The organism is Herbidospora cretacea, from assembly GCF_001570605.1.
In the GTDB taxonomy this organism is placed as follows: domain Bacteria; phylum Actinomycetota; class Actinomycetes; order Streptosporangiales; family Streptosporangiaceae; genus Herbidospora; species Herbidospora cretacea.
In genome coordinates this window covers 117,792-144,436 of record NZ_BBXG01000023.1, presented here as the reverse complement: position 1 = coordinate 144,436, position 26,645 = coordinate 117,792, and the positions used below count along the sequence as shown (strand labels likewise).

At 69.1% G+C, this 26,645-nt stretch carries 23 protein-coding genes; 10 read left to right on the top strand and 13 right to left on the bottom strand.

The genetic code is table 11. The annotated features are described in order from the left end of the window. Positions 1-107: 107 nt before the first annotated feature. Positions 108-1,793: a ribonuclease J gene (locus tag AW270_RS32695; RefSeq protein ID WP_061299986.1), complete on the bottom strand. Its 1,686-nt coding sequence runs from the start codon at positions 1,791-1,793 to the stop codon at positions 108-110. 38 nt (positions 1,794-1,831) lie between these two features. Further along, positions 1,832-2,752 (bottom strand): 4-hydroxy-tetrahydrodipicolinate synthase, encoded by a 921-nt coding sequence (dapA, locus tag AW270_RS32690; RefSeq protein WP_061299985.1) that lies wholly within the window; start codon positions 2,750-2,752, stop codon positions 1,832-1,834. 228 nt (positions 2,753-2,980) lie between these two features. On the opposite strand from dapA, the gene AW270_RS32685 reads away from it, so the two are divergent. Continuing rightward, complete coding sequence (locus tag AW270_RS32685; protein ID WP_245674977.1) at positions 2,981-3,814, top strand: ArsR/SmtB family transcription factor; 834 nt, start codon at positions 2,981-2,983, stop codon at positions 3,812-3,814. Between the two features lie 1,026 nt (positions 3,815-4,840). Here the strand turns inward: AW270_RS32685 and AW270_RS38160 are convergent. Beyond that, on the bottom strand, positions 4,841-5,398 hold the full coding sequence (locus AW270_RS38160; RefSeq protein WP_157522945.1) for an ATP-binding protein: 558 nt from the start codon (positions 5,396-5,398) through the stop codon (positions 4,841-4,843). 104 nt (positions 5,399-5,502) lie between these two features. On the opposite strand from AW270_RS38160, the gene AW270_RS32680 reads away from it, so the two are divergent. The 5 genes from AW270_RS32680 (at position 5,503) to AW270_RS41945 (ending at position 12,367) form a co-directional block, all read left to right on the top strand. Continuing rightward, positions 5,503-6,225 carry a GntR family transcriptional regulator gene (locus AW270_RS32680; protein ID WP_061299984.1) on the top strand — a complete coding sequence of 241 codons (723 nt, stop codon included), beginning with the start codon at positions 5,503-5,505 and terminating at the stop codon, positions 6,223-6,225. Between the two features lie 2,508 nt (positions 6,226-8,733). Further along, complete coding sequence (locus tag AW270_RS32675; RefSeq protein ID WP_245674976.1) at positions 8,734-9,393, top strand: JAB domain-containing protein; 660 nt, start codon at positions 8,734-8,736, stop codon at positions 9,391-9,393. A 94-nt stretch (positions 9,394-9,487) separates the two neighbouring features. Continuing rightward, positions 9,488-9,994, top strand: coding sequence for a GntR family transcriptional regulator (locus AW270_RS32670; protein ID WP_061299983.1), 507 nt, complete (start codon positions 9,488-9,490; stop codon positions 9,992-9,994). 953 nt (positions 9,995-10,947) lie between these two features. Then, a complete protein-coding gene (locus tag AW270_RS32660; RefSeq protein ID WP_061299981.1) occupies positions 10,948-11,688 on the top strand; it encodes a class I SAM-dependent methyltransferase in 741 nt (246 codons plus the stop codon). 556 nt (positions 11,689-12,244) lie between these two features. Beyond that, the gene (locus tag AW270_RS41945; RefSeq protein ID WP_275477790.1) at positions 12,245-12,367 is read left to right on the top strand and encodes a hypothetical protein; all 123 of its coding nucleotides are present in this window, start codon (positions 12,245-12,247) and stop codon (positions 12,365-12,367) included. 166 nt (positions 12,368-12,533) lie between these two features. Here the strand turns inward: AW270_RS41945 and AW270_RS32655 are convergent, their stop codons facing one another. Then, a complete protein-coding gene (locus tag AW270_RS32655) occupies positions 12,534-13,382 on the bottom strand; it encodes a DMT family transporter (RefSeq protein ID WP_245674975.1) in 849 nt (282 codons plus the stop codon). A gap of 514 nt (positions 13,383-13,896) precedes the next feature. Between AW270_RS32655 and AW270_RS32650 the strand changes: the two genes are divergently transcribed. From AW270_RS32650 to AW270_RS32635, 4 genes are all read left to right on the top strand, one after another. After that, complete coding sequence (locus tag AW270_RS32650) at positions 13,897-15,336, top strand: aminotransferase-like domain-containing protein (RefSeq protein WP_061299979.1); 1,440 nt, start codon at positions 13,897-13,899, stop codon at positions 15,334-15,336. A gap of 93 nt (positions 15,337-15,429) precedes the next feature. Beyond that, positions 15,430-15,969: a CGNR zinc finger domain-containing protein gene (locus AW270_RS32645; protein WP_245674974.1), complete on the top strand. Its 540-nt coding sequence runs from the start codon at positions 15,430-15,432 to the stop codon at positions 15,967-15,969. Positions 15,970-16,007: 38 nt separating this feature from the next. Next, the gene (locus tag AW270_RS32640) at positions 16,008-16,625 is read left to right on the top strand and encodes a GNAT family N-acetyltransferase (RefSeq protein ID WP_061299978.1); all 618 of its coding nucleotides are present in this window, start codon (positions 16,008-16,010) and stop codon (positions 16,623-16,625) included. Further along, complete coding sequence (locus AW270_RS32635) at positions 16,622-17,497, top strand: 1,4-dihydroxy-2-naphthoate polyprenyltransferase (RefSeq protein ID WP_061299977.1); 876 nt, start codon at positions 16,622-16,624, stop codon at positions 17,495-17,497. Before AW270_RS32640 ends, AW270_RS32635 begins: the two co-directional genes overlap by 4 nt. 99 nt (positions 17,498-17,596) lie before the next feature. On the opposite strand, the gene dapB is transcribed toward AW270_RS32635, so the two are convergent. The 9 genes from dapB to AW270_RS32590 all read right to left on the bottom strand — a co-directional run bounded on the left by dapB (position 17,597) and on the right by AW270_RS32590 (position 26,566). After that, positions 17,597-18,337 (bottom strand): 4-hydroxy-tetrahydrodipicolinate reductase, encoded by a 741-nt coding sequence (gene dapB, locus AW270_RS32630; RefSeq protein ID WP_061299976.1) that lies wholly within the window; start codon positions 18,335-18,337, stop codon positions 17,597-17,599. A gap of 26 nt (positions 18,338-18,363) precedes the next feature. After that, the gene (locus tag AW270_RS32625; RefSeq protein ID WP_082802003.1) at positions 18,364-19,671 is read right to left on the bottom strand and encodes a M16 family metallopeptidase; all 1,308 of its coding nucleotides are present in this window, start codon (positions 19,669-19,671) and stop codon (positions 18,364-18,366) included. Then, positions 19,671-21,992 (bottom strand): polyribonucleotide nucleotidyltransferase, encoded by a 2,322-nt coding sequence (locus tag AW270_RS32620; RefSeq protein WP_061299974.1) that lies wholly within the window; start codon positions 21,990-21,992, stop codon positions 19,671-19,673. Before AW270_RS32620 ends, AW270_RS32625 begins: the two co-directional genes overlap by 1 nt. A 243-nt stretch (positions 21,993-22,235) precedes the next feature. Next, positions 22,236-22,505, bottom strand: a complete 270-nt coding sequence (gene rpsO, locus AW270_RS32615; RefSeq protein ID WP_061299973.1) for a 30S ribosomal protein S15 — start codon at positions 22,503-22,505, stop codon at positions 22,236-22,238. Between the two features lie 201 nt (positions 22,506-22,706). Continuing rightward, positions 22,707-23,627 (bottom strand): bifunctional riboflavin kinase/FAD synthetase, encoded by a 921-nt coding sequence (locus AW270_RS32610; RefSeq protein WP_061300000.1) that lies wholly within the window; start codon positions 23,625-23,627, stop codon positions 22,707-22,709. Between the two features lie 245 nt (positions 23,628-23,872). Then, the gene (truB, locus tag AW270_RS32605; RefSeq protein ID WP_061299972.1) at positions 23,873-24,757 is read right to left on the bottom strand and encodes a tRNA pseudouridine(55) synthase TruB; all 885 of its coding nucleotides are present in this window, start codon (positions 24,755-24,757) and stop codon (positions 23,873-23,875) included. After that, positions 24,754-25,740 carry a DHH family phosphoesterase gene (locus AW270_RS32600; RefSeq protein ID WP_061299971.1) on the bottom strand — a complete coding sequence of 329 codons (987 nt, stop codon included), beginning with the start codon at positions 25,738-25,740 and terminating at the stop codon, positions 24,754-24,756. Before AW270_RS32600 ends, truB begins: the two co-directional genes overlap by 4 nt. After that, the gene (rbfA, locus tag AW270_RS32595) at positions 25,737-26,216 is read right to left on the bottom strand and encodes a 30S ribosome-binding factor RbfA (protein WP_061299970.1); all 480 of its coding nucleotides are present in this window, start codon (positions 26,214-26,216) and stop codon (positions 25,737-25,739) included. Before rbfA ends, AW270_RS32600 begins: the two co-directional genes overlap by 4 nt. A gap of 53 nt (positions 26,217-26,269) precedes the next feature. Beyond that, on the bottom strand, positions 26,270-26,566 hold the full coding sequence (locus AW270_RS32590; protein WP_061299969.1) for a DUF503 domain-containing protein: 297 nt from the start codon (positions 26,564-26,566) through the stop codon (positions 26,270-26,272). Positions 26,567-26,645 lie beyond the last annotated feature (79 nt).

Below are 26,645 nucleotides of genomic sequence, written 5' to 3'. Positions count from 1 at the left end.
GCCGGGGGCGGCGGGCGGGGCCGGCCAGGCGGAGCCGTAACGGAGAAAGAGCTTTGAGAAACACACAGTGGCCCCTCCTCGCAAGGAGGGGCCACTGTCGTGAGCGGTCAGGCTTCGACGACCACCGGGATGATCATCGGGCGGCGGCGGTAGGTGTCGCTGACCCAGCGGCCGACGGTGCGGCGGAGCACCCGGCGGATCTGCTGGACGTCGGCCACCCCGGCCGCGGCCGTCTCGTTGAGGGCCTTCTCGATCTGCGGGATCACCGCGTCGAGCGAGTCGGGGTCGATGCCCGAGCCGCGCGCCGTGATCTCCGGGCCTCCGGTGAGGCGGCCCGTGGTCGAGTCGACGACCACCACGATCGAGATGAAGCCCTCGTCGCCCAGGATGCGCCGGTCTTTCAGCGCGACCTCGGTGATGTCGCCGACGGAGGTGCCGTCGACGAAGACGTAACCGGCCGGGACCGCGCCGACCACCTTCGCCTGGCCGTCGACCAGGTCGACCACGACCCCGTCTTCGGCGATGACGACGTTCTCCTCGGGCACCCCGGTCAGCCGGGCGAGCCGCGCGTGGGCCCGCAGGTGCCGCCATTCGCCGTGAACAGGCATGAAGTTCGACGGCTTGGTGGCGTTGAGCACGTAGAGCAGCTCACCCGCGGCGGCGTGGCCCGACACGTGGACCAGCGCGTTGCCCTTGTGGACGACCTTCGCGCCCCACCGGGTCAGCCCGTTGATGACCTTGTTGACCGCCGTCTCGTTGCCCGGGACCAGCGACGACGCCAGCAGCACCGTGTCGCCCTCGGCGATGCGGATCGGGTGGTCGCGGTTGGCCATGCGCGACAGCGCCGCCATCGGCTCGCCCTGCGAGCCGGTGCAGATGAGCACGACGTCTTCCGGCGGCCACTCCTCGATCTCCCGCGAGTCGACCAGGATCCCGGCCGGCACCTTGAGATAGCCGAGCTCCCGCGCGACGCCCATGTTGCGGACCATCGACCGCCCGATGAGGGCGATCTTGCGGCCGTGTTTCTGGGCCGAGTCGACGACCTGCTGCACGCGGTGGATGTGGGAGGCGAAGCACGCCACGATGATGCGCTTGTCGGCCACCCGGATCACGTCGTCGATCACCGGCGCGATGTCACGCTCGCTGGTGACGAACCCGGGCACCTCGGCGTTGGTCGAGTCGGACATCAGCAGGTCGACGCCCTCGGCGCCGAGCCGGGCGAACCCGCCCAGGTCGGTCAGCCGGCCGTCCATCGGCAGCTGGTCCATCTTGAAGTCGCCGGTGTGCAGCACGATCCCGGCGGGCGTCCGCACGGCGACCGCGAGCGCGTCGGGGATCGAGTGGTTGACCGCGAAGAACTCCAGCTCGAACGGCCCGAACCGGCGCCGCTCCCCCTCGACCACCTCGGCCGTGACCGGCTGGATGCGGTGTTCGGTCAGCTTGGCCTCGATGAGCCCGAGCGTCAGCCTGGTCCCGACGAGCGGGATGTCCCGCCGCTCGCGCAGCAGGTAGGGCACCGCGCCGATGTGGTCTTCGTGGGCGTGGGTCAGCACGACGGCCTCGATCTTGTCGAGGCGATCGCGGATGTACTCGAAGTCGGGCAGGATGAGGTCGACCCCGGGCTGGTCGACCTCGGGGAACAGGACCCCGCAGTCGACGATCAGCAACCGGCCTTCGTATTCGAAGACCGCCATGTTGCGGCCGATCTCACCGAGCCCGCCCAGGGCGACGATCCGCAGGCCTCCTTCGGGCAGCCGCGGAGGCGGGCCGAGTTCCGGATGGGGATGGCTCATGCACGCACCCCGAGATCATGGGGTGTAACCAGAAGCACTCAATCTCCTATGACCTTCAGGCCGCCCGCGACGAGGTCGGCGCGGAGCAGCGAAATCTGTTCAGGTGTCGCCTCGACCAGCGGCAGCCGCATCGGACCGGCTTCCTGGCCGACAAGTCTCAGAGCGGCCTTCGCCATGATCGCCCCACCCGCCTGGTTCATGATCCCCGAAACGACGGGCACCAGACGCCGGTGGATCTCGCGGGCCCCCGCGACGTCACCCTGGCGATACCGCTCGATCATCTCCGCGAGGTCGGCCCCCGCGACGTGGCCGATCACGCTCACGAACCCGGCCGCCCCGATCGACAACCATGGCAGGTTCACCGCGTCGTCGCCGGAATAGAAGGCAAGTGACTCGGCCGCGAGCATGACTTCGGACGTGGTGTGGAAGTCTGCCTTGGCATCCTTCACCGCGACGATCCGCGGATGCTGGGAGAGCCGGATCAGCGTCTCACGCGAGATCGGGACGACAGACCGCCCCGGGATGTCATAGAGCATCACCGGCAGCTCGGTCGCGTCGGCGATCGCCACGAAGTGCCGGTAGATCCCCTCCTGCGGCGGGCGGCTGTAGTAAGGCGTCACCGCCAGCAGCCCATGGGCGCCGGCCCGCTCGGCCGCCTTCGCCCCCTTGACGCTGTGAGCGGTGTCGTAGGTGCCGACACCCGCCACGACGAAAGCCCGGTCGCCAACCGCCTCGACCACGGCCCGGACGAGAAGCTCTTTCTCCTCGTCGGTGGTGGTCGGGCTCTCACCCGTGGTTCCGCTCACGACGAGGCCGTCATTGCGCTGCTCGTCGACGAGATAGCCGGCAAGCCGCTGGGCGGCGTCGTAGTCGACGGCTCCGTCGACGGTGAAAGGGGTCACCATCGCGGTCAGCATGCGGCCGAAGGGGGCGTCAGAGGTTCCAGTTGGCGATGCCATAGACCGAACGGTACCCGGATCCGCCCAAACGGTGGACCCCGCCACCCCGCCTGTGGATAACCGGGATCGATGGCCGGGCACGAAAGAGGCCGCCGATATGTGCTCGGGGGTACACACATCAGCGGCCTCTATCCCTCAATCGAGCCGTCTTACGGCCGCGTTACAGACTCCTGGAAGAAATTTTCCGTCGTTGACATGCAGCCGTTTGGCTGCCTATCGTCCGAAGGCGTGGGCGACGAGGTGTTCGACGGTGTGTTCGACGGCGTGTTCGACGGCGTGTTCAGGGCGCTGGCCGACCCGAGCCGCCGCAGGCTGCTCGACCGGCTCAACGCCGTCAACGGCCAGACCCTGCGCCAGCTGTGCGACGGCCTGACCATGGCCCGCCAGTCGGTGAGCAAGCACCTGGCCGTCCTGGAGTCGGCCGGCCTGATCACCACGACCAGGCGGGGCCGCGAAAAACTTCACTATTTGAACGCGGAACCCGTGAACGCCATCGCCGACCGCTGGCTCGGCCAGTACACCCGGGCCCGGGCGAGCGCCCTGGCCGACCTCAGAACAGCATTGGAGCAGGCGCCCATGACCGCGACCGAGTTCGCCTACACGACCTACATCAAGACCACCCCCGAACGCCTGTGGGAGGCCCTGACGACACCGGAGTTCACCCGGCGCTACTGGGGCGTGTCGCTGGAGTCGACGTGGGAGGTGGGGGCGTCGGTGACGTGGGGCATGGGTGAGGTGCGGATGGACGATCCAGAGCACCAGGTGGTGCTGGAATCGAAGCCGTTCGCGCGGCTGACGTACACGTGGCACACGCTGACCGACGACTTCGCCGCGGCCGTTGACCTTGCCGGGGAGAAGCTGGAGGCGTGGCGCGCGGAGCCGCGCTCGAAGGTGACGTTCATTTTGGAGCCGGTGGATGACCTGGTGAAACTGACAGTGATCCATGACGACTTCATGGAGGGCAGCGCCATCCTTCCCCAGATCAGCCAGGGGTGGCCGGCGATCCTCTCCAACCTGAAGACCTACCTGGAGACGGGGGAGACGCTCGCGGCTCTGACGTGAGGCGGGGGCGGGGCGGCGGGCTTCTCGCCCGATATTTCAGGACATCGACGAGCCGGATCGGCCGGAGAGCCTTTCCGTCAGGCCCGACATTTCACGACACGCGGGTATGCCTCCAGCTACCCGCCACCTACCTTCAGGTCCCCCTGTGTCCAAACTGCGGTCCTCGGCCGAACGCTCGCCCCTTAGAAACCGCCACAGATGCGGCGAAGCAGGACGGTGGCGTGACGTCCCGCACCCGCTTGGCGTCTCACCAGAGGCACGCCGCCGCAGGGTTCCCCACCGCAGTCGCTTCACAGAAGCCCACAAGTCGCGCCTGCGCCAGCGCAGCCTGATGTTCAGCGAGGACGCAGCCCGGACCGGGGCCACTGCTGGCCGCACTGCCGGGCTGCTCGACGTGCCCGGATGGCATCAGGGACGGAGGCCGCGCCGCATACCCGTGGTGTCCAAGCAGGCGCAACTCAACCCCGCGCCTCCTCTTTCGCGAATGCGGAAAGACTCAGAACGCTGTCCAGCGCAGACCTGTGTGCCCTCTCGGCAGCGTGGACGTCAGTAAGCAAGTCCTGGCGCTATACATGTCGCCCGCTTTGGACATGAACTCTCTCGGAGACCGAAGGCGGGGTGCTCCAGCCCTCGTGGCAGAGCGCCCGGATCTTGGTCACCATCCGGAGCCCGCTTGTCCCCGACACCAGACGGGCGCATGATCAGCGCCCGGATTCATGGTCACCATCCGGAACCCGCTTGTCCCCGACACCAGACGGGCGCATGATCAGCGCCCGAATCCACTCACCTGACCTCCATGCCACCGCAGCTGAGAACTCGACTTCCTGCCCGACTATTTGGTGACAACAGGTCAACCCCAATCCGCCCGCTCAATCACAAAATGTCGCGAAACGGATCAATCGACAACGCTTCAGGAACTACGAGCGCCGGGCCGATTCAGCGCGCGCCGCTTGTCCCTAATCGACAGCGCAAGGGGCCCGAAAACCATCCCCAGCGCACTGGATAGGGACACGCCGAAGCGGGCGCCTACTGATCGCGCCGAGCGATCGAGTCGACGACACCACCCCGCCTCAGCAGATCTCCCGGCGAAGCCGGCCCGACCACGCTCAGCGGTGAATCCCGCACAGGGTCGGATCGAGACGGACACCAGCCGGGCCCGATCTGCGGCAGGGGACGAAGCCGGGCCAAGGGATCGTCGAGCTGGGCCCAGGAGGTGACGTACACATCTCCCAGACCCTCATGCCCCCAGGCCGTGGCCATCGAGCGGACGATCCCCAGGCCGCGGCCATGCTCATCGCCGGGTGAAGGGCGTTTCTCGTGCGGTACGCCCGCCCCGCCGCCAGGGTCCGTCACTTCTATACGAACGGAGCGTTCCAGCTTAATAACGCAAATGCGGACAATACCGCCATTGAGGCTTCTGCTATAGCGAATGGCATTCGAGAAGAACTCAGAAACGACGACCTCCGCATCATGGACCAGAGGGTGCCCATCGAGGTAGCGGCGGACGAATGTCCTGGCCACGGCTGCCATCGAGGCCCGTCCAGGCAGGGACAAAGTATGACGATCCACGACAGGATCCTCCACAGGTCAAGAGTAAAGTTGGAATCACAACTGATGGCCATTACTCTGGGTTGTGCATCGGATACGGGAGGATCGGAATTAACGCTTTACAGTCCAAGGATGGATAAGTGGCCAACTCCGATCCGGTTTACCTGCGTGTTGTCGAAGACCTCCGCCGTCAGATAACGGAGGGCCTGTTGCAACCCGGAGCGCCGATTCCCTCGCGGCACCAGATCACCCGGAAGTACGGCGTGGGCGAAACCGCCGCCCGCCACGCACTTCGAGTGCTGGCCCAAGAAGGGCTGATCATCGGCCGCGTCGGGTCGGGCCATCGGGTCCGCCAACGGCCGGACCTGCTCCCGCTCCACCGTGCACAGGCCCACTTCTCGACCGACATGCACGCCATCGGGCGCCGCCCGACGTGTGACGTCAAGACCGATTCCGCCGAGGCCAGGCCCGACATCGCCATACGCCTGCGCATCGCCGCCCAATCCCCCGTCACGAGAACGCGCATCGTCTATCGCAGCGACGGCAAACCCGTGCAGCTCGCGGTGTCCTACGAACCCGTCGTCTACAACGACGGCACCGAAGACGTCACCCAGGTCGCCCACCGCCTCGGCGGCAACGGCCTGAAGCTGACCGAGGTGACCGAACACGTGTACGCGCGGGTGCCCCAGCCCGTGGAAAGCGACGTACTGGACCTGCCGGCCGGCGTCCACGTGCTCCACGTGGAACGCACCCACTGGGCAGGCGACAAACCCGTGGAGACCAGCGATGTGATCATCCCCTGCGACCAGTTCCGGCTCGTCTACACCCTCCCCGCACCTTACGGAGACCTGACCAACCGCTGAGGCCCTCCTCCCAACAGGCTTCACTACCTTTTCTGTACGACCGGATCGCGGGAACTTCCTTCGAGGAGGTTCCCGCGATTCGCTTCGCCGTTCAGGAAACGGGGCTTCGCGGGGCTCCGGCATGTCCTGCTCCAAGATCACCTGCAATGTCGAACCCGCCTTTCCCGCTCTTCCTCTGAGGACAACCGGTCGCTGAAGCTCTCCCACCGACGAACTAGCGCGTCATGCCTGGGGTGAGGCCGGCAAGTAGCGTTTCGGCGCTGCAGCGCCGGCCCTGCATGTCGCGCTCACCCGGACATCAGCATGGGCTTTTGACGCTCTTCAGCGAGCGATCAGGCCTCCGAGCTGCGCCACTCTGGCCGACGACCTCGCGTTCTGACTTTCGCCAGCCACCACGTAGGCATGTGCACGGAGCCACGTCCGATTCGCGGTCGGCAGCACACTTCGGTGGGGCTTATGGGCCCGCGCTCGCTGGAACTCATGATGAACGCTCGCCCTCTCGATCGCTCAACCGCGTTGCTCCCAACCAGCCACACGCGCGGCCGGTATGGGCTCCATCGAAGAACATGCGGCCGCTCGCCCCTACCCTGCGGGAGCAGCTACATGGGGCCACTGAAGGAACAAGCGCCAGCCTTCGGACTCACGCCGGCAACGTCTCAACCTCCCACACGAAGTGCGCATGCGAGCGTGCTTGACCAGCTACCCAGCGGGCTCCGGCGACGAAGATTCATGAACCCGATCCGCCCTCTCACGCCAATAGATCAACAACTTCTCGCAACCTCGCATGGGTGTATCCAGCCCGGAGCTCGAAGACCGAGCTGCATGGCTACTCAGCGACAACGGAGAAACGGATCACAAACAGCAGGCGATGAGACGAGGCATGAGGGGTGCATCTGGCATCCAGAAATCGGCTGCTACAGGTGCTGCGGCGCACCTGCAGGTTTCTCACGCGCCCGTGGAGGGCGCGCATCGCGCTAACCAGCTTGTGTGCCTTCGGTTCCAGACGGCAGACGCGTCAAAGTTGCGCTACTAGTCGAGGCTCCGGCAGACCAAGCACCACCTAGGGCGGGACCGCAAACCTTTGCCGTGCATAGAACTGCTGTTGGCTCGTGACGATCATTCCCAAGCCCGGTGGTCCTTGCCGGTCACAGCACTAGACGAGAGCAATCTCTGCATTGCTACCGGGCCACACAGCAATCTCATCCGATTTCTACCGCACGGCCCACCGCTGGTCGCCCTACCACCGCCTGCCACTTCACTGCGCAGCCCGCCCTTACCAGGCCCCGGCGCTTGGCACACCCTTGCCCGCCCCGCAACTGCCCGCCCCGCAACTGCCCGCCCCGCAACTGCCTGTCCACCGCTGGTTGCTTCACCGCTGGTTGCTGGGTTGCTTCACCGCAGGTTGCCTCACCGCTTCTGGCGCAACCAGTGGCCGCCTCACCACTGGCCGCCTCACCACTGGCCGCCTCACCACTGGCCGCCTCACCACTTGGTAGCCCACCGCTGGATGCCCCACCCTGGGTGTTTCACCGCTGGTAGCCCGTCGCTGGATGCTTCACGCTCCTGACGTAACCACTCCTAGCCCACCGCTGCATGCCTCAGCGCTGGCTGCCCCATCGCGGCCAGAGCGGCTCCGGCGCAAAAGTCTCCACCTGTTCGCAAAGCCAGCAGGTCTGCCATGGCATGGGACAGCCTCGTCGGTTTGCCGCAGACACCATGGACGTCGATGTCACCGCCAGCAGAGGGTCTACCGGCCGCTGGAAGCTGCCGCGCGTTCCAGCGGCCGGCCCTCGCCACCTGTCAAGGCAAACAAGTGGCGAGCGCTTGTGGGGCTCCGCTCTGGCGACAACCCGAAGGCAAGATGTTCGGCCTGCACCCCTGCCGACGTCGCGTGGGTTCCGCCGGCCGCTGGAACTCTCCCTCGTCCTGATGTGAGTTCCAGCGACCGGCCCTCGCCGCCCCGACAGATGGGGGCGATGCGGAGCGGCGAGCGCATGAGGATGGGGGCGGGCAAATAATTGGCCACTTCCCGTCGTATGGCCAAAGGAGTGCGATTCCGACAATGGCATGTATCTGATGCGGATCAGACATGAGAGCACAGGCGTTGCTTGGGTAACGCATTTTGATCATTCGGCACGAACAGGGTGGCAACCGTTCTCTGTGGTGGAAATGGCCCGCCGCTCGAGACCAGCCAACATCCCCGCAAAACAGAGGATGGCGGTCAATTCAGCCCCACGGAAAGCAATCACACGCTCTCAACGCGGGCGCACGGCAGGCTCCCTGGCCTGGGCCAGGTCGTACAGGAGCATCAGAGAACACTCCCAGACGGCAGTGACGCAGACATACTCTCGCGAACGAGGCAACTGGACATCCTGCTGGAACAAGCAGTTCCAATCAGGGAAATCGCGTCACACCTACGCCTGGGACATAAACCACTTTCAGCCGCATACCGGATGGACAAATGCGGGCACCGCAAGAACGTCGGTGGGTGATGGTAAAACGTGCGTCATGGGGTTGCGGGTCAAGGACATGGCGGCTGGCGATCAGCCTCGTGAGCGTCTGCTGGAGAAAGGAGGCAACGCCCTGGCCGACCGTGAATTACTGGCCATACTCCTCGGATCGGGCAGCCGCGGCATGAGTGCCGTCGAGCTCGCTTCGCGGGTGATCTCCCACTGCGGCGATCTCGGCGAACTCGCACGTTCCGAGCCGCATCGGCTGCTCAGCGTTCCGGGGGTCGGGCCGGCGAAGGCCGCCCGGGTGGCGGCGGCGTTTCATCTCGTACGCCGCTCGCAGACCAGCCCCGGCCCGTTGCGCATCACCGCCTCGGCCGATCTCGCCGCCCTGGTGGCCCCGCTCCTGCGGGAGCAGACCAAGGAGCGCCTGGTCCTGGTGGTCTGCGACGCCGGCGGCGGGGTGTTGCGCCAGCTCGTTGTCACCGAGGGCGGCAGTGACCACACCTCACTTCCGGTCCGCGACGTGATCACCGCGGTGCTGACCTCGGGAGGAGCGGCGTTCGGGCTGGCGCACAACCACCCGAGCGGCTCCGTCGACCCGAGCCCTGCCGACGTGGTCGCGACCGACCACTTGCGACGCGCTTCCGACATCGTTGGCCTCACCTTCCTCGATCATCTCGTCGTCACCGACACGAAGTGGTGCCGTGTGTCTTGACTCTCAATCTACCTATAGGTCTAGTCGCCGTCTATAGAGACTTAGCAAGTGTCTGGTTTCTGGATATACGTACTGTTTGGTCTAGGATACGAAGATGCTCGACCGAGAGGGACCTGTGCCGGTCTACAAGCAGATAGCCGAGGAGCTCCGGCGGAAGATCGCCGACGGCGAGCTGAGTCCCGGCGACGCCATCCCCAGCGAGGCGGAACTCGAAGCCGAATACAACGTCGCGCGCATGACCGCCCGCCGGGTGGCCCGTGAGCTCCGCGACCAGGGGCTCGCCTACACGATCCAGGGCGAGGGCACCTTCGTGGGCACCCCCGACACCCCGCGATCGGAGCTCCCGGTTTACCAGCAGATCGCGAAGGCATTGGCGGAGAAGATCCGCGCAGGCGAGTTCCCCGCGAACCGTGCCCTGCCGAGCGAGAAGGCCCTGATGGCCGAATACGGGGTGGCCAAGGCGACCGTCCGTCAGGCGATCGCGACCTTGCGCAAACAGAGCTACGTGTTCACGGTCCCGTATCGCGGGACGTATGCGGCGTCCCGCGACAAGTGGCCCAAGCCGAAGCGCCCACCGGCGAACCGGCTCAACGGCCGGTGACCCCGGGCGGCTCCGGATCCTGGTCCGGAACCGCCCGCGCTAACCATGTAAAGACGCCTCACGGCGGGACCGGTCAGGCCAGGACCTTCCGCGGCTCAGGGCAGGTCGTCACCTGCCCTGAGTCTCCTGTTCAGCAGCCAGGGCGGGCGAGCGACCGAAGGCCACCACTCAGGTATGTCGCCGGGCTCGGGGAGGGGAGCCTCGTCTTCCCGCACCCGACAGGGGCGAGCCGCCCGAGGTCGTCGCGCTGGGGCGCCCGCCAGGCTCAGGGACGGGAGCTGCGTCCCCCCGCACCCGGCACGGGCGAGCGACCGAAGGTCACCACTCAGGTATGCCGCCAAGCTCGGAGACGGGAGCCTCGTCTTCCCTGCACCCGGTACAGGCGAGCGACCGGAGGTCACCACGCAGGTATGCCGCCAGGCCCGAGGAGGGGAGCTTCGTCCTCCCGCACCCGTCGCTGGTGAGCAGCCCGAGGTCGTCACTCAGATACGCCGCCGGGCTCGGAGACGAGAGCTTCGTCCTCCCCGCCCCCGGAGGCCGCCTGTGGATGGTCCCGTGCATCCCTGTCGAACGTAGCTGCTTCGCCATGCCGCTTATGGTGGCGCACCTGTCGATGTTGCCGCGGTGCCGCAACGTCTGGTCGAGTGATGGCGCATTCGACTGTGGCGGCCGCGGTTCATCACCACCAGATGGTCAGGCAGCTGCTCGGCCTCATCCATGTAGTCGTCGTCCACATCAGTGTCACTCGGTGCTGCTTCACTTGGTGGAGCAGCGGATGACGTTCCGGGGAACGCTGCTTCAAGCGGCTCAAGCGGTTTCGCGGCCAGGTCACATCACCTTGTACCCGCTGTGGTCGCCCTCGCTCGGTCCGGCTCTGAACCGCTGAAGACCTTGCCCGGGCACGTCAGAGTTGGAGTGGCCGAGCGGGCCCGGGGACGCGTACGTTCACCTTCATGGTTGACGCAATGTTCGGCCATCCGCGCCTCGCCGCCATCTATGACCCGCTCGATCCGGACCGCGGCGATCTCGACGCGTACCTCGCGATGGCCGGGGAGTTCGGCGCGCGGTCCGTGCTGGACATCGGGTGCGGCACGGGCGTGTTCGCGCTGCTGCTCGCCGGGCGCGGGATCGCGGTGACCGGGATCGATCCCGCGCGGGCATCGGTCGACGTCGCGCGGGGCAAGCCGGGAGCCGAGCGGGTGCGGTGGCTCGACGGTGACGCGGGGGATCTGCCACCCATGCGGGTCGACCTGGTCACCATGACCGGGAACGTCGCCCAGGCGATCGTCGATCCGCAGGCGTGGCGCCGGACGCTGCGTGGCGCGTATGAGGCGCTGCGGCCCGGTGGGCGTCTGGTCTTCGAGAGCCGTGACCCGGCCCGGCGCGTGTGGGAGGAGTGGGCGGGGTGGACGCGGGAGACCACGTACCGCGTGACCGACATTCCGGGTGTCGGCCACGTCGAGACATGGGCCGAGATGACGGACGTGAGCCTGCCACTGGTGAGTTTCCGGGGGACGCACGTGTTCGCCGCGGACGGCGAAGTGCTGATCTCGGAATCGACGCTGCGCTTCCGCGAACGTACGGAGATCGAGCGAGACCTCCAGGAGCACGGCTTCGCCCTCGAAGAGGTCCGCGACGCGCCCGACCGGCCGGGCGCGGAGTTCGTGTTCGTGTCACGGCGCGACCCTCCCTAGGGACCTCAGACACGCAGAGAGGCGCTCTCCGGTTCTCCGGGAAGTGAGTGGGAGGAGGCAGCCTCCTCGGCACGTGGCCCGCTCAACCTTTCACCGCTGAGCCACCGGCTCGCCGTCGATGTGGCATGCGGACGCTCAGCGCCTGAGGATGGCCTGGCACGATCTGCGCGAGCCGCATCTGTTCCGGCATCCGACATCCTGGGATAGGTCCGTCTGATGATCGGATCCCCTTGGTCGGTCACCCGCCACATGTCATAGTCGCCGCCAGAGCCGTGAGGCTCCCCTGGCCCTCGGACACGACGGCCGCCGCGATCGGGCGAGCGCCCAGGTCAGAAGGTCCGTCGTCGCTGCGGATCCTCCACTCTTGGACGTGACACAACGGACCGGACCGGCGCAACCTCGACCGGATGACCTCGTGGACCTCCCGGCGGCACGGCGACTGTGGACGATCGGGCAGACGATCGGGCGTCCGCCCACCACGCCACGTGCTCAGCGCCCCGCGTGGCCCACCGCGGTTGAGGCCGCATCGACACCGGCCCCCAGCAGAGCCGCCCGCGTGATCACCGCACAACCGTCGTCCACGGTCGGCCCGCGGGTGATCGCGGGCAGCGCCGACGACATCCCCGTCATGGTGCCGGCGGCCTCGGGCGGGGCTGAAGCGAGGTTGCAGGCGCGGTGATCACGCAGGTGGAGGAGGCGATGCTGTGGTGCCCCATCAACGCATCCCTACCTCATCAGCCGCCCGCCGGAGGGGAAAGAGGGCGGCATTCACCGCCGGTCTGGCGGTCGTGTCAGAGCCTGCGAGGATGTCCGCGGCTTCCCGAGGGAATCCGTAGGCCTTCGTGTCATCTGGTTCTCGAGCGCTGCGTCGCGGCGACGCAGATCAGTACGGCCGCCGCCGCCAGGATCGTCCATGGGTCGAACGGTTCGGCGAGCAGCAGCCACGCCCACGCCAGAGTGAGCAGCGGCTGGGCCAGTTGGGTCTGGCCTGCTCGGGCGATGCCGCCCTGGGCGAGGCCCGCGTACCAGGGGATGAAACCCAGGTACATGGACACGAGGCCGGCGTACAGGAGACCGGAGACCGACTCGCGCGTGAGGGTGACCTCTGTCGTCAGGGCCAACCAGACGGTGAGGGGGACGGTCAGCGGGGCGGCCATGACGAGGGCGTAGGAGACCACACGCCAGCCCGGAGTGGTGCGGGTCAGGCGGGCGCCTTCGGTGTAGCCGACGGCGGCGGAGACCAGGGCGAGGACGAGCAGCAGGTCGGCGGGGGTGATGTGGCCGCCGCCCCGGGTGAGGGTGAAGACGGTGATCGAGAGGGCGCCCAGGGCGGAGGCGATCCAGAAGGCCGGCCGAGGGCGTTCACCCGCGCGGAGGACCGCGAAGACGGCGGTGGCGGCCGGGAGCAGGCCGACGACGACGGCGGAGTGGGACGTGGACGCGCCGCCGTGCAGGGCCAGGCCGCTGAACACGGGGAAGCCGAAGACCACGCCGGCGGCGATGACTATGTAGGACCAGAGGTCACGGCGGGGCGGGAGGAGCGGCGCGCGGGCGATCAGCAGGAATCCGACGGCCACGACGAGCGCCAGCACCGCCCGGCCGATGGAGACCAGGAAGGGGTCGAGGCCACGCATGGCGTACACGGTGGCGGGAAACGAGCCGGAGAAGGCGAGCACACCGACTGCGGCGAGCACCGTCCCGAGACGGGCCCGCGATGTCGCCTCAGCAGTCGGCCCTGACGCCTCCTCAGCAGGTGCCGAAGCGTCCTGCGGCGATCCTCGGCGACGTGCCCCATCAACTTCGGGAGCGGAATCCACACCGCTCTCACAGGACCCGGGGACATCCGGCAATGCCGAGGCCTGGAGCGAGGAGATCCGGGCCTGGGCGGAGGAGCTTTCGTGATCTGCCGAGGGCTCCTGGTCAACGGTCGCAGTCGTAACACCGTCGGCAACCGACCTGTCCGCATCACCGTCCGCCGCAGCTGCGGGAGCGTCCATCGGAAGCCGAGAAGAGGTCTGGGCCTTCTCGCGGTCAGTCACTGGGTCCGGGGCCGCCGCCGGAGACTGCCCGACATCAGACGGCCCGGCCTCATTGCCACCCCATTGGCCCACCGAAGCAGCGCTACCACAGGAGCTCTCGTGACGGATACCGGCGTCGCCATCGCCGTCCACTACGTCGATCGGACCGGTAGCGCTACCCTTATCTCTCATGAACGACGATAGCAGTATCGCTCGTCTGGCCGACACCCTGCGGGCGCACGCCGCCACCCTCCGCCCCGGCGATCGGCTCCCCTCCAGCCGGGAGGTCGTCCACGCCCACGGCGTCTCCCCCGGCACCGTCTCCAGGGCCGTCGCCAAGCTGGTCGCCGAGGGTGTCGTCGTCACGCGTCCGGGCGCGGGCGCGTTCGTGGCCATCCCGGCGAAGCCCCGTGAGACCGACCCCTCGTGGCAGACCGTCGCGCTGAGCGACAGGGTCATCGACGAGGCGCCCCTCACGTCGATCCTCCAGCAGCCCGCCGACGGTGTGATCCCGCTCACCGGCGGCTACCTCAACCCCGTCCTCCGGCCGACCAAAGAGCTGAGCGCCGCGGCGATCAGGGCCGTGAAGAGACCCGACGCCTGGTCGATGCCGCCGCGCACGGGCATCCCCGAGCTCCGGACCTGGTTCGCCTCGGAGACCGAGACCACGCAGAACGACGTCCTGATCGTCAGCGGGGGCCAGGCCGCGCTCACGCACGCCTTCCGGGCGCTGGCCGCGCCGGGTGACCCGCTGCTGGTGGAGACTCCGACGTATCCGGGGGCGCTGGCCACGGCGAGGACGGCGGGGCTGCGCATCGTCCCGGTGCCCATGGACGAGGAAGGGGTCCGCACCGACCATCTCGCGGAGGCGTTCGCGCGGACCCGGGCCAAGGTCTTCTACTGTCAGCCGACCCTGCAGAACCCGACCGGCGCGACGCAGTCGCCGGAGCGCCGGCGCCAGGTGCTGGACATCGCCAGGGCGGCCAACGCCTTCGTCGTCGAGGACGACTTCGCCCGGTATCTCGCGACCACTCCCCCGCCCGCGCCGCTGGTGGCGCTGGACACGCATGGCACGGTCGTCCACGTCCTGTCACTGAGCAAGATCACGGCGCCGAGCCTGCGGGTGGCGGGGCTGATCGCGCGGGGGCCGGCCGCCGCGCGGCTGCGGGCGGCGCAGATCGTCGAGTCGTTCTTCGTCGCACGGCCGTTGCAGGAGACGGCGCTGGAGTTCGTCTCGGCGCCCGCCTGGCGGCGGCACCGGGCCGAGGTGGCGAGTGAGATCGACGAGCGGCGGCACCTGCTGCTCGAAGGCCTGCGGCGGCATCTGCCCGAGGTCCGGACCGGGCCGGCCCCGAAGGGCGGGCTGCACGTGTGGGTGCGGCTGCCGCCCGCGCTGGACGAATCGGCTCTCGTCGAACGCGCCCAGCGGGCGGGTGTGCTGGTCAGCCCCGGAACCATCTATCACGCCGCCGAGCCACCGGGGCCGTGGCTGCGGCTCACGCATACCGCCGCGTCACATCGCGCCGAGCTGGCCGAGGGGGTCATTCGCCTCGCGCGGGCTTACGGGGAGCCGGGGACAGGCGCTCGCGGCGCTTCTTCTGCTGGAAGGCCAGGTAGGCCAGGTAGCTGACGTGCATGGGGTCCTCCTCAAAAGGAATTCTCGACACCGGTTAAAGCGTTACGGCGGTGTCTGGTTATTCCCGGCTAGAGTTCCCCGGAAGGGGTGATCACCGTGTCCGGCCCTGCTGAGCTGCTGCGCGACTTCGTCAACACCTACGACGTCGAGACCGATACCGACGACCTCACGTCTCCGCAGGCGCTGTCCGACTGGCTGCGCGGCCACGGGCTCGAACCCGACGGGGCCGATCTCGCGCTGGCGAAGGACCTGCGGGAAGGTCTCAGGGCGAGTCTGCGGCACAACCACGACGCGGTGGCGTACACGACCCCCGGGCCTCTGGAGACGGCGCTGGCGGCGCTGCCGCTGCGCGTCGCCCTCGACGGCGGGACGCCGCGGCTCGTGCCGGCCGACGGCGCGGCGCGTCGCGGGCTGGCGCAAGTGGTTGCCATGATCGCTGCGGCGCACGCGGACGGGACGTGGCCACGCCTTAAGGTGTGCGTCGAGAGCACCTGCCAGGCGGCCTTCATCGACGCGTCGAAGAACCGGTCACGGGCGTGGTGCTCGATGCGCGTGTGTGGAAATCGCACGAAAACTCGGACATATAGGGCACGACGTCAGGCTGAAGGTCCGGGGATGCCCGCCTGACCAGTACGGTGTCATTGGCACAGAAAGGAGCCGGCCAAATGGGTGTCAGACCTGCCCGTCTCGAAGATGTCGACGCGGTGACGAGCACCCAGATCAGGGCGTGGAAGCACGGCTACCGCGATTTCCTGCCCCCCGGCCCGCTGCAGCAGATGACCGGCCCCGCCGCCGAGAAGATGTGGCGGCGTCAGTGGGACGAGGCGATCCTCTCGCCGCCCTCCCCCCGGCATCGGGTTCTCGTCGCCGTGGAACGTGTCGTTCCCGACACCGAGGAATGGCGCGCGCTCGGTCCGGGCGGCGTCCTCGCGGCGCTGCCGACCGCCAACGAGCGGGCCAGCGACCGGGTCGTCGGGCTGGCCTCCCACGGCCCCGCCGAAGACCCCGACCTCCACCCCGGCTTCACCGCCGAGCTGCTCACGCTGCTGGTCGACCCCAACCACATCCGGCGCGGCCACGGCAGCCGGCTGCTCAACGCGACCGTCGACCACCTGCGCGACGACAACTACTCGTCGGTCGTGACCTGGGTGTTCGCCGAGAACTACGCGATGCTCGGGTTCCTCGAGTCGGCCGGCTGGGGCGAGGACATGGCCGAGCGGGTGCTCGACATGGGCCGTCCGATCCGGATGGTCCGCATGACGACGGACATCTCACGCGCGTGACCACCCCGGCTCAATGGGTCGCCGGCGCGCGGCCCCGCACTCTCCCCGCAGCGGTCGTCCCGGTCGCCGCCGGCACCGGCGTCGCCGTCGGCGACGGCCGCTTCGTCTGGTGGGCGGCGCTGGCCGCCCTGTTCGTCGCGCTGATCCTGCAGGTCGGCGTCAACTACGCCAACGACTACAGCGACGGCGTCCGCGGCACCGACGACGGCCGGGTCGGCCCGATGCGCCTGGTCGGGTCGAAGGCGGCCACGCCCAAGGCGGTCCTGACGGCGGCGCTCGGCTGCTTCGCCGCCGCCGCCGTGGTGGGGCTCGCGCTGGTGGTGGCGACCTCGGCGTGGTGGATGCTGGCGTTCGGCGCGCTGTCGATCCTGGCTGCCTGGTTCTACACGGGCGGCTCGCGCCCCTACGGCTATCGGGCGCTCGGCGAGCTGTCGGTGTTCTTCTTCTTCGGCCTGGTCGCCGTCATCGGCACCGCCTACGTGCAGACCGGGTGGTCGTGGCTGTCGGTCTGGGTGGCCGTCCCGGTCGGGCTGCTGGCCATGGCGCTGCTGGTGGTCAACAACCTGCGCGACCTCCACACCGACGAGCCCGTCGGCAAGCGCACCCTCGCCGTGGTCCTCGGCGACCGCCGCACCCGGGTCCTCTACGCCGCGTGCCTGCTGGTCCCGTTCGCCTGTGTGCTGCCGCTGCTGTTCGTGCGGCCGTTCGCGGCGCTGGGGCTGCTGGCCCTGCCGCTGGCTCTCCCGCCGGTCCGCGAGGTCCTCAACGGCCTCTCAGGGCGGGCGCTGATCGCCACGCTCCAGCAGACGGGGCGCCTCCAGATCGTCTTCGGGCTCCTCTTCGCGATCGGCCTCGCGATCAACCTCGGCTGAGAAGCCTTCTCTCCGTTACGGCTCCGCCCACCCTGGCACCGCCCGCCGCGCCCCGCTGCTCACCGCAGCCGGCGTCAACCGGCCGCGGTGGCTGGGCGGCTAGAGGTCGAGAAGCGCGTCGAGGCCCACGGTGAGGCCCGCAGGCAGGTCGCGCACGCGGCGCACGCCCAGCAGCACGCCCGGCGTGAACGAGGCCCGGTTCATCGTGTCGTGGCGGAGCGTCAGGATCTCGCCGTCGCCGCCCAGGATGACCTCCTGGTGGGCGATCAGCCCGGCCAGCCGCACCGCGTGAACGCGGACCCCGTCGACGTCGGCCCCGCGCGCCCCCGGGAGCTCCTGCGAGGTGGCGTCGGGCATCGCGCCCAGACCGGCCTCGGCGCGGGCGGCGGCCACGAGTTCGGCCGTGCGCCGCGCGGTTCCGGAAGGCGCGTCGGCCTTGTTGGGGTGGTGGAGTTCGATGATCTCGACGGACTCGAAGAAGCGGGCCGCCTGCTGGGCGAAGTGCATCATCAGGACCGCCGCGATGCCGAAGTTCGGCGCGATCAGGGCGTTGGTGCCGGGGTTGGCGGCCAGCAGGGCGCGGACCTCGTCGAGCCGGGCCGGGTCGAAGCCGGTCGTGCCGACGACCGGGTGGACGCCGCGTTCGATGCACCAGCGGAGGTTGCCCATCACCACGTCGGGGTGGGTGAAGTCGACCACCACGTCGGCGGCGGCGATCGGGTCGAGGGCGTCGTCCTTGTCGACGGCCCCCACGAGCTCCAGGTCGTCGGCCGCGTGGACGGCCTTGCACACTTCCACCCCGACGCGGCCGCGCGCGCCCAGCACACCTACTTTGATCACGTGCCAAGGCTAGCGCGGCCGGTGGGTCAGCTCACCGCCGAGGAGAAGTCCTTGCCGGCGAAGGGCCCGATCACGGCCAGGGTGAGGGGCCGGGTCAGCACGTCGGAGGCGACCTCGGCGATGTCGGCGGCGGTCACGGCGTCGATGCGCTCCAGGACCTCGTCGACGGACATGAGCCGGTCGTAGACGAGCTCGCTCTTGCCGATGCGCGACATGCGGGAACCGGTGTCCTCCAGGCCCAGCACGAGGCCGCCGCGCATCTGGCCCTTGCCGCGCACGATCTCCTCCTCGGTGAAGCCCTCGGAGACCACCCGGGCGATCTCGTCACGGCAGATCTTGAGGACGTCGTCGACCTTGGCGGGCAGGCACCCGACGTACACCCCGAACTGGCCGGTGTCGGCGTACTGCGAGGTGTAGCTGTAGGCGCTGTAGGCCAGGCCGCGCTTCTCCCGGATCTCCTGGAACAGGCGGGAGGACATGCCGCCGCCGAGCGCCGCGTTGAGCACGCCGAGGGCGAACCTGCGGTCGTCGGTACGGCTCACGCCGGTCGTGCCCAGCACGAGGTTGGCCTGCTCGGTCGGCCGGTCGACCACCTTGACGCCGCGGTGGGCCGGAAGACCGGCGCCGCCCACGCGGGGCGGGATCGGCGACGCGTCGCCGCCCAGGGCCCCGGCGCGCTCGTAGGCGCGGGCGACCAGCTCCACCACGTGTTCGTGGGACACGTTGCCCGCGACCGAGATCACGGTGTGGGTGGGCAGGTAGAAGCGCTGGTAGTACTCGTGGATGCGGTCACGCGTCAGGGCGTTGATCGTGTCGTCGTTGCCGAGGATCGGGCGCCCGATCGGGGTGTCGCCGTAGAGCTCCTCGGAGAACGCCTCGTGGACCACGTCGGAGGGGTCGTCGTCGTGCATGGCGATCTCCTCCAGGATCACGCCGCGCTCCGACTCGACGTCGTCGGGGGTGATCAGGGACGAGGTGACCACGTCGGCCAGCACGTCGATCGCCAGCGGCAGGTCCTCGTCGAGGACCCGCGCGTAGTAGCAGGTGTACTCCTTGGCGGTGAACGCGTTGATCTCGCCGCCGATGCCCTCGATCGACGCGGAGATCTCCATCGCGTCGCGCGTGGGCGTGCCCTTGAACAGCAGGTGTTCGAGGAAGTGGGTCGCGCCGGTGTGCTCGGGGTCCTCGTCACGTGAGCCGATGCCGACCCAGGCGCCGACCGCGACGGAACGCACGGTCGGCATGGTCTCGGTCACCACGCGGAGCCCACCGGGCAGGACGGTGCGGCGGATGACCCCCGCACCGTCCTTTCCGGGGTACAGCGTCGTCGTCATCACGAGTTGCGGTCGTCCCGTCCGGAACGGCTGCGGGTGCGGCGACGGCGGGGCTCGCCGCCGTCGTCACGGGAGTCGTCGTCGGAGTCGGCCTGGGCGGCCGCCGGCTCGGGCTCACCGGACTCGGCGCGGGCGGCCTTGTCGGCCGCCTCCTTCTCCACGACCTCGACCGGGACCAGGGAGAGCTTGCCGCGCGAGTCGATCTCGGCGATCTCCACCTGGATCTTCTCGCCGACGCCCATCACGTCTTCCACGTTCTCGATGCGCTTGCCGCCGTGCAGCTTGCGGATCTGGGAGACGTGGAGGAGTCCGTCCTTGCCGGGCATCAGGCTGATGAACGCGCCGAAGGCAGCGATCTTGACGACCGTGCCCAGGTAGCGCTCGCCGACCTCCGGCATGTGCGGGTTGGCGATGGCGTTGATCGCGCTCCGGGCCGCCTCGGCCGAGGGGCCGTCGGTGGCGCCGATGTAGATCGTGCCGTCGTCCTCGATGGTGATCTCGGCGCCCGTGTCGTCCTGGATCTGGTTGATCATCTTGCCCTTCGGGCCGATGACCTCGCCGATCTTGTCTACCGGGACCTTGATCGTGATGATGCGCGGCGCGGTCGGGTTCATCTCCGCCGGGGAGTCGATCGCCTCCTGCATCACGTCGAGGATGGCCAGACGAGCGCCGCGCGCCTGCTTCAGCGCGGCGGCCAGGACCGAGGCGGGGATGCCGTCGAGCTTGGTGTCGAGCTGGAGGGCGGTGATGACGTCCTTGGTGCCGGCGACCTTGAAGTCCATGTCGCCCATGGCGTCTTCGGCGCCCAGGATGTCGGTCAGGGTGACGAACTGGTCGCCCTCGCCGATCAGGCCCATCGCGATGCCGGCCACCATCTCCTTGAGCGGCACACCGGCGTCGAGCAGCGCCATCGTGGACGCGCAGACCGAGCCCATCGAGGTCGACCCGTTGGAGCCGAGGGCCTCGGAGACCTGGCGGATGGCGTAGGGGAACTCCTCGCGGCTCGGGAGAACCGGGATGAGCGCCCGCTCCGCCAGCGCGCCGTGGCCGATCTCGCGGCGCTTCGGCGAGCCCACGCGGCCGGTCTCACCGGTCGAGTAGGGCGGGAAGTTGTAGTTGTGCATGTAGCGCTTGGTGCGCTCGGGGTTGAGCGTGTCGATCATCTGCTCCATGCGGAGCATGTTCAGCGTGGTGATGCCCAGGATCTGGGTCTCGCCGCGCTCGAACAGGGCCGAGCCGTGGACGCGCGGCACGACGTGGACCTCGGCGTTGAGCTGCCGGATGTCCTTCGGGCCGCGGCCGTCGATGCGGACGCCCTCCTTGATGACGCGCTCGCGCATCAGCTTCTTGGTCAGGCTGCGGTAGGCGGCCGACAGTTCCTTCTCGCGGCCCTCGAAGTCGGCCAGCAGCTTCTCGCCGACCAGGGCCTTGACCCGGTCGATCTCGGCCTCGCGCTCCTGCTTGCCCGCGATGGTGAGGGCGGCGGCCAGCTCGGAGCGCACGGCGCCCTCGACGGCCTCCAGGGCGTCGTCCTGGTAGTCGAGGAAGAGCGGGAACTCGCGGGTCTCCTTGGCGGCGACCCGGGCGACCTGCGCCTGCGCCTCGCACAGCACCTTGATGAACGGCTTGGCCGCGTCGAGGCCCTGGGCGATGGTCTCCTCGGTGGGCGCGACCGCGCCCTCGGCGACCAGCTTCAGCGTGTCACGCGTCGACTCGGCCTCGACCATCATGATCGCGACGTCGCCGTCGGCGAGCACGCGGCCGGCCACGACCATGTCGAAGGTCGCGCCCTCGAGCTCGGTGTGGGTCGGGAACGCCACCCACTGGCCGCTGATCAGCGCGACCCGGACGCCGCCGATGGGGCCCGAGAAGGGCAGCCCGGCGAGCTGGGTCGAGAGGCTGGCGGCGTTGATCGCGACGACGTCGTAGAGGTGCTCCGGCTGGAGCGCCATGACGGTGGCGACGACCTGGATCTCGTTGCGCAGGCCCTTGACGAACGACGGGCGCAGCGGCCGGTCGATCAGACGGCAGGTCAGGACCGCGTCCTCGGACGGACGGCCCTCTCGGCGGAAGAACGAGCCGGGGATGCGGCCCGCGGCGTACATGCGCTCCTCGACGTCGACCGTCAGCGGGAAGAAGTCGAGGTTCTCCTTGGGGTTCTTCGAGGCGGTGGTCGCCGAAAGGATCATCGTCTCGTCGTCGAGGTAGACGACGGCGGATCCGGCGGCCTGCTGCGCGAGTCGACCGGTCTCGAACCGGATCGTGCGCGTGCCGAAGGAGCCGTTGTCGATAACGGCTTCCGAGCTGTGGACACCCTCCACGGGGGACCTCCTTGATCGGGTCGGTCACCCCACGTCCTTCTGGTGTTTCGCCGGCTCCCCGGAGGTGCGGCGCCGGTCTTCGATCGAAGCGCCCGGTCGCGTCGACCGGGGGCCACTACCGAGGACCGGCCCTCTTTTTCCGCGGGATGGACGCGGGGCACTGGGTTCACGGGTGGTGCTGAGATATTCAGTTGTGGTTACGAGGAAGGGAGCGGCGAGACCTCACCGCTCCCTTCGCGCGCACTATCGGCGCAGGCCCAGCCGCTCGATCAGCGAGCGGTAGCGGGTGATGTCCTTCGCCTGCAGGTACTTGAGCAGGCGGCGACGGCGGCCGACGAGCAGCAGCAGGCCGCGGCGGCTGTGGTGGTCGTGCTTGTGGGTCTTGAGGTGCTCCGTCAGGTCGCTGATGCGCTTGCTGAGCAGCGCGATCTGGACCTCGGGGGACCCGGTGTCGCCCTCGGTGGCGCCGTATTCGGCGACGATGGCCTTGGTCGTGGCGGTGTCGAGCGACACTGCTTCTCCTTTGTTCCCTGGGCACGCGCAAACTGGTTCAAAATCCCGCGAACGACCGTGCGTGCCTACAGTCGCCGTGACGAGAAGCCGGTGATTGCTCAGCCGACATTCAAAGGTACCACCGCGCGTTAACCAGCCGAGACGGCGAGCAAGACGCGGCCGGCGGAGGCCGGTCGTGGCTCGCGCTTCATGGAATCCGCCTCAAAGAAGGCGTCGAACCTCGTCGACGTCGGCGCGCATCTGCTCGATCAGGGCCTCGACGGAGTCGAACTTCAGGGTGTCGCGCAGCCGGGCGAGGAAGTCGACGGAGACGTGGAGGCCGTAGAGGTCGAGATCGTCGCGGTCGAGGGCGTAGGCCTCGACGGTCCGGGTGACGCCCTCGAAGGTGGGGTTGGTGCCGATGGAGATCGCGGCGGGCCAGCGCTCGTCCGGCGACTCCAGCCACCCGGCGTAGACGCCGTCGGCCGGGATGGCGGTGTGGGGCGCCGACTCCACGTTGGCGGTCGGGAACCCCAGGGCCCTGCCGCGCTGGTGGCCCCGGACCACCACGCCCTCGACCCGGTGGAGGCGGCCCAGCTCGTCGGCGGCGGCCGCGACGTCACCGTCGGTGAGGTGCTGGCGGATCAGCGAGGACGTGATGTCCTCCAGGCTGCTCACCAGGGGCACCCCGACGGCAACGAAGTCGTATTTCTCGCCCAGTTCCCGCAGGGTGGCGAGGTTGCCGGCGGCCTTGTGGCCGAACCGGAAGTTCTCCCCCACCACGACCCCGGCGGCGTGGAGCCGGTCGACCAGGGCGATCTGCACGAACTCCTCGGGAGAGGTGCGCGAGAACTCCAGCGTGAACGGCAGGATCAGCACGGCGTCGACGCCGAGGGCGCCGAGCAGCTCGATGCGCCGGTGGGGGGTCGAGAGCTGCGAGGGGTGGCTGCCGGGCCGCACCACCTCGTCGGGGTGGGGGTCGAAGGTCACCGCGACCGAGGCGACCCCGAGCTCCCGGGCCAGCTCGACGGCCTTGCGCACCAGCGTCTGGTGACCCCGGTGAACGCCGTCGAACACCCCGATCGTGACGACGGACCGGCCCCAGTCCGCGGGCACGTCGTCAAGTCCGAGCCAGCCACGCACGTCGACCCCCAACAGGCAAGAAGCTAAGTCGTCCTAAGCGTCCCACACCCCCCGGAACGCCAGGACGCCGAGGGCACGGCCCGCCCGCCCGGCGCCGGGCCGTCCTCCTCGCCACGACCGGCGGGTTCGAGGTCTGCGGACTCGTCACCCGGCGAGCCGACGCCGCCGGTCGGCGCCGGTTACGGCGCGTCCTGGAGGCGGCGGGCGGTGCCGGAGCAGGCGGAGCCGTAACGGAAGAAAGCCTTTCAGCCCACGAAGACGGCGAGGGGCCTGGCGGCCCCGGCCTTCTCCTCGACCAGGGCCAGGAGCTCGCCGCCGGGGGCGAAGACGCCGATCGGGCCCTCGCCCAGGCCGGCCGCCTTGAGCCGGCCGCCGTGGGAGACCAGGCGGGCCTCCTCCTCGGTCACGTCGCGGCGCGGGAAGGCCTGCGAGACGGCGTCGGCGATGGGCAGGATGCGGCACTCCTTCTGGAGCTGCTCGATCGTCTTCGCGTTCTCGACCGCATAAGGCCCGACGCGGGTGCGGCGCAGCGCCGTGAGGTGACCGCCGACGCCCAGGCCCTCGCCGAGGTCCCTTGCCAGGGAGCGGATGTACGTGCCCGAGGAGCAGGTGATCACAGCCGTGACCTCGACGGACTCACCGAGGGTGACCGAGGTGACCTCGAAGGCGTGGACCGTGATCGGCCGAGCCTGGAGCTCCACCTCTTCGCCCTGACGGGCCAGCTTGTAGGCCCGCTCGCCGTTCACCTTGATCGCGCTGACCTGCGGCGGGACCTGCATGATCGGCCCGGTCAGGGCCGCGACGCCCTTGTGGACGTCGTCGGCGGTGACCCGCGCGGCCGAGGCGCGGCCGGTCTCCTCACCCTCGGCGTCGTCGGTGTTGGTCGAGACGCCGAGGCGCATCGTGGCCTCGTAGACCTTCTCGGTCAGCGCCAGGTGGCCCAGCAGGCGGGTCGCCTTCTCGACCCCGACGACCAGCACGCCGGTCGCCATCGGGTCGAGGGTGCCGGCGTGGCCGACCTTGCGGGTGCCGGCGATGCCGCGCATCTTGCCGACGACGTCGTGGGAGGTCCAGCCCGAGGGCTTGTCGACGATGATGATCCCGCTCGGGGGCGGGGGGCGTCTGGTCACGCGAGCAGCTCCGTGAGGCGGGCGACGGTCTCTTCGGGGGTCTCGCGGGAGGAGAACCCGGCCGCGCCGGGGTGCCCGCCACCCCCCAGGGCGGTGCAGGCGCGGCCCACGTCGGCCGTGCCCTTCGAGCGGGTCGACACGTTCCAGCCGCCGTCGTCGTCTTCCTTGAAGACCACGGCGACCTCGGCGTCGTCGACCTTGCGCAGGACGTCGATGACCCCTTCGACCTCGTCGTAGGGGAGGGCGTTGAGAGTCCGGTCGTGCCTGGTCACGGTCGTCCAGACCAGACCGGCGCCGCCGACGGCCGACCGGTCGAGCTCGGCCCGCGACAGGGCCGCGCCCAGCACCCGCAGGTAGCCGAAGGGCGAGCGGTCCCACAGCTCACGGGCGATGGCGTCGGGATCGAGGCCCGCGTCGAGCAGCCGTCCGGCCAGGGCGTGGACGGCCGGGGTGGTCGAGCTGTAGCGGAACGACCCGGTGTCGGTCACCAGCGCGGTGTACAGGCAGGCCGCGATGTCCCGGTCGATCTGGAGCCCCAGCCGCCGGATCAACTCCTCGGCCAGCACGGCCGTGGCCGCCGCCGACGCGTCGACCAGCGGGACGGTGCCGAACCCGGTGTTGGACGCGTGGTGGTCGAGCACCACCAGCTCCCTCGCCGCCTTGGCCGCCGGGACGAGCAGGCCGAGCCGCTCGATCGTGGCCGCGTCGAAGGTGATCATCAGGTCGGGCTCGGCCGGGAAGCGCGCGGACTCGACGAGCAGGTCCTGACCGGGCAGGAAGCGCAGCAGCCGGGGAACGGTCAGCACGTGGTCGCCGAAGGAGGCGACCACGCGCTTGCCGGCCCGCCGCAGGGCCTGCCCGACGGCGAGCATCGACCCGAGCGCGTCGCCGTCGGGGGTGACGTGACAGGCCAGCGCGATCGAGTCGTGCGAACCGATGAGCGCGACCGCGCGCGCCCACTCGGCCTCTGGCGGCAGCGTCACTTCGCGCTTCGCCCGGACACCTCGTCGGTGTCGTCCTCGAAGGAGTCCTCGTCGAACTCCTCGTCGTCCTTCTTGTACGGGTCGGCGTCGCCCGCGTAGGCGGCGCCCTCCGCCTTCTTGGCGATCTCGGCGTCCCGCGCCTTGGCCTCGGCGAGCAGGCCGTCGAGGTGCCGGGCGCTGTCGGGCAGCGGGTCGTGGGTGAACGTCAGGGTGGGCGTGTGCCGTAGCCCGGTCTGCCGGCCGACCTCCGAACGGATGATGCCCTTGGCGCTCTCCAGCGCCGCGGCGGTGTCCTTCCGCTCGGCGTCCGACCCGAAGACGGTGTAGAACACCGTCGCGTCACTCAGGTCGTTGGTGACCCGGGTGTCGGTGATGGTGACGAACCCGAGTCGCGGATCCTTGATCCGCCGTTCCAGCATCTCGGCGACGATCTGCTGGATTCGGTCCGCCAGCTTCCTGGCTCGCGCGGCGTCCATGGGCGCGCTCCCCCTTCTTCCAGATGTACGGCTGACGCTGCGACCTGGGCGGTCTATTCCTCGTCGTTGAACAAACGGTGCCGAGCCGACAGCAGCTCGATCTCCGGGCGGAAGGCGACGGCCCGCTCGCACGCGTTCAGGACCTCATCGACGTTCCCGGCCGTGCCCGAGACGACGGCGACGCCGATCTCGGCTCTACGGTGGAGGTCTTGATGACCGGTCTCGGCCACCGCGACCGCGGGGAACCGCCGGCGCAGCTCGGCGATGAGGGGACGGACAACGGACCGTTTCTCCTTCAGCGAGTGAACGTCGCCGAGGATGATGTCCAACGTCAGAGCACCGACATACATGTGATGTTGTGGCGCCAATAGACCCTGGCGCGTAGGTCGTGTGATGGGTCTTGGGAAACCGGTCCCCCGCCTCATGAAC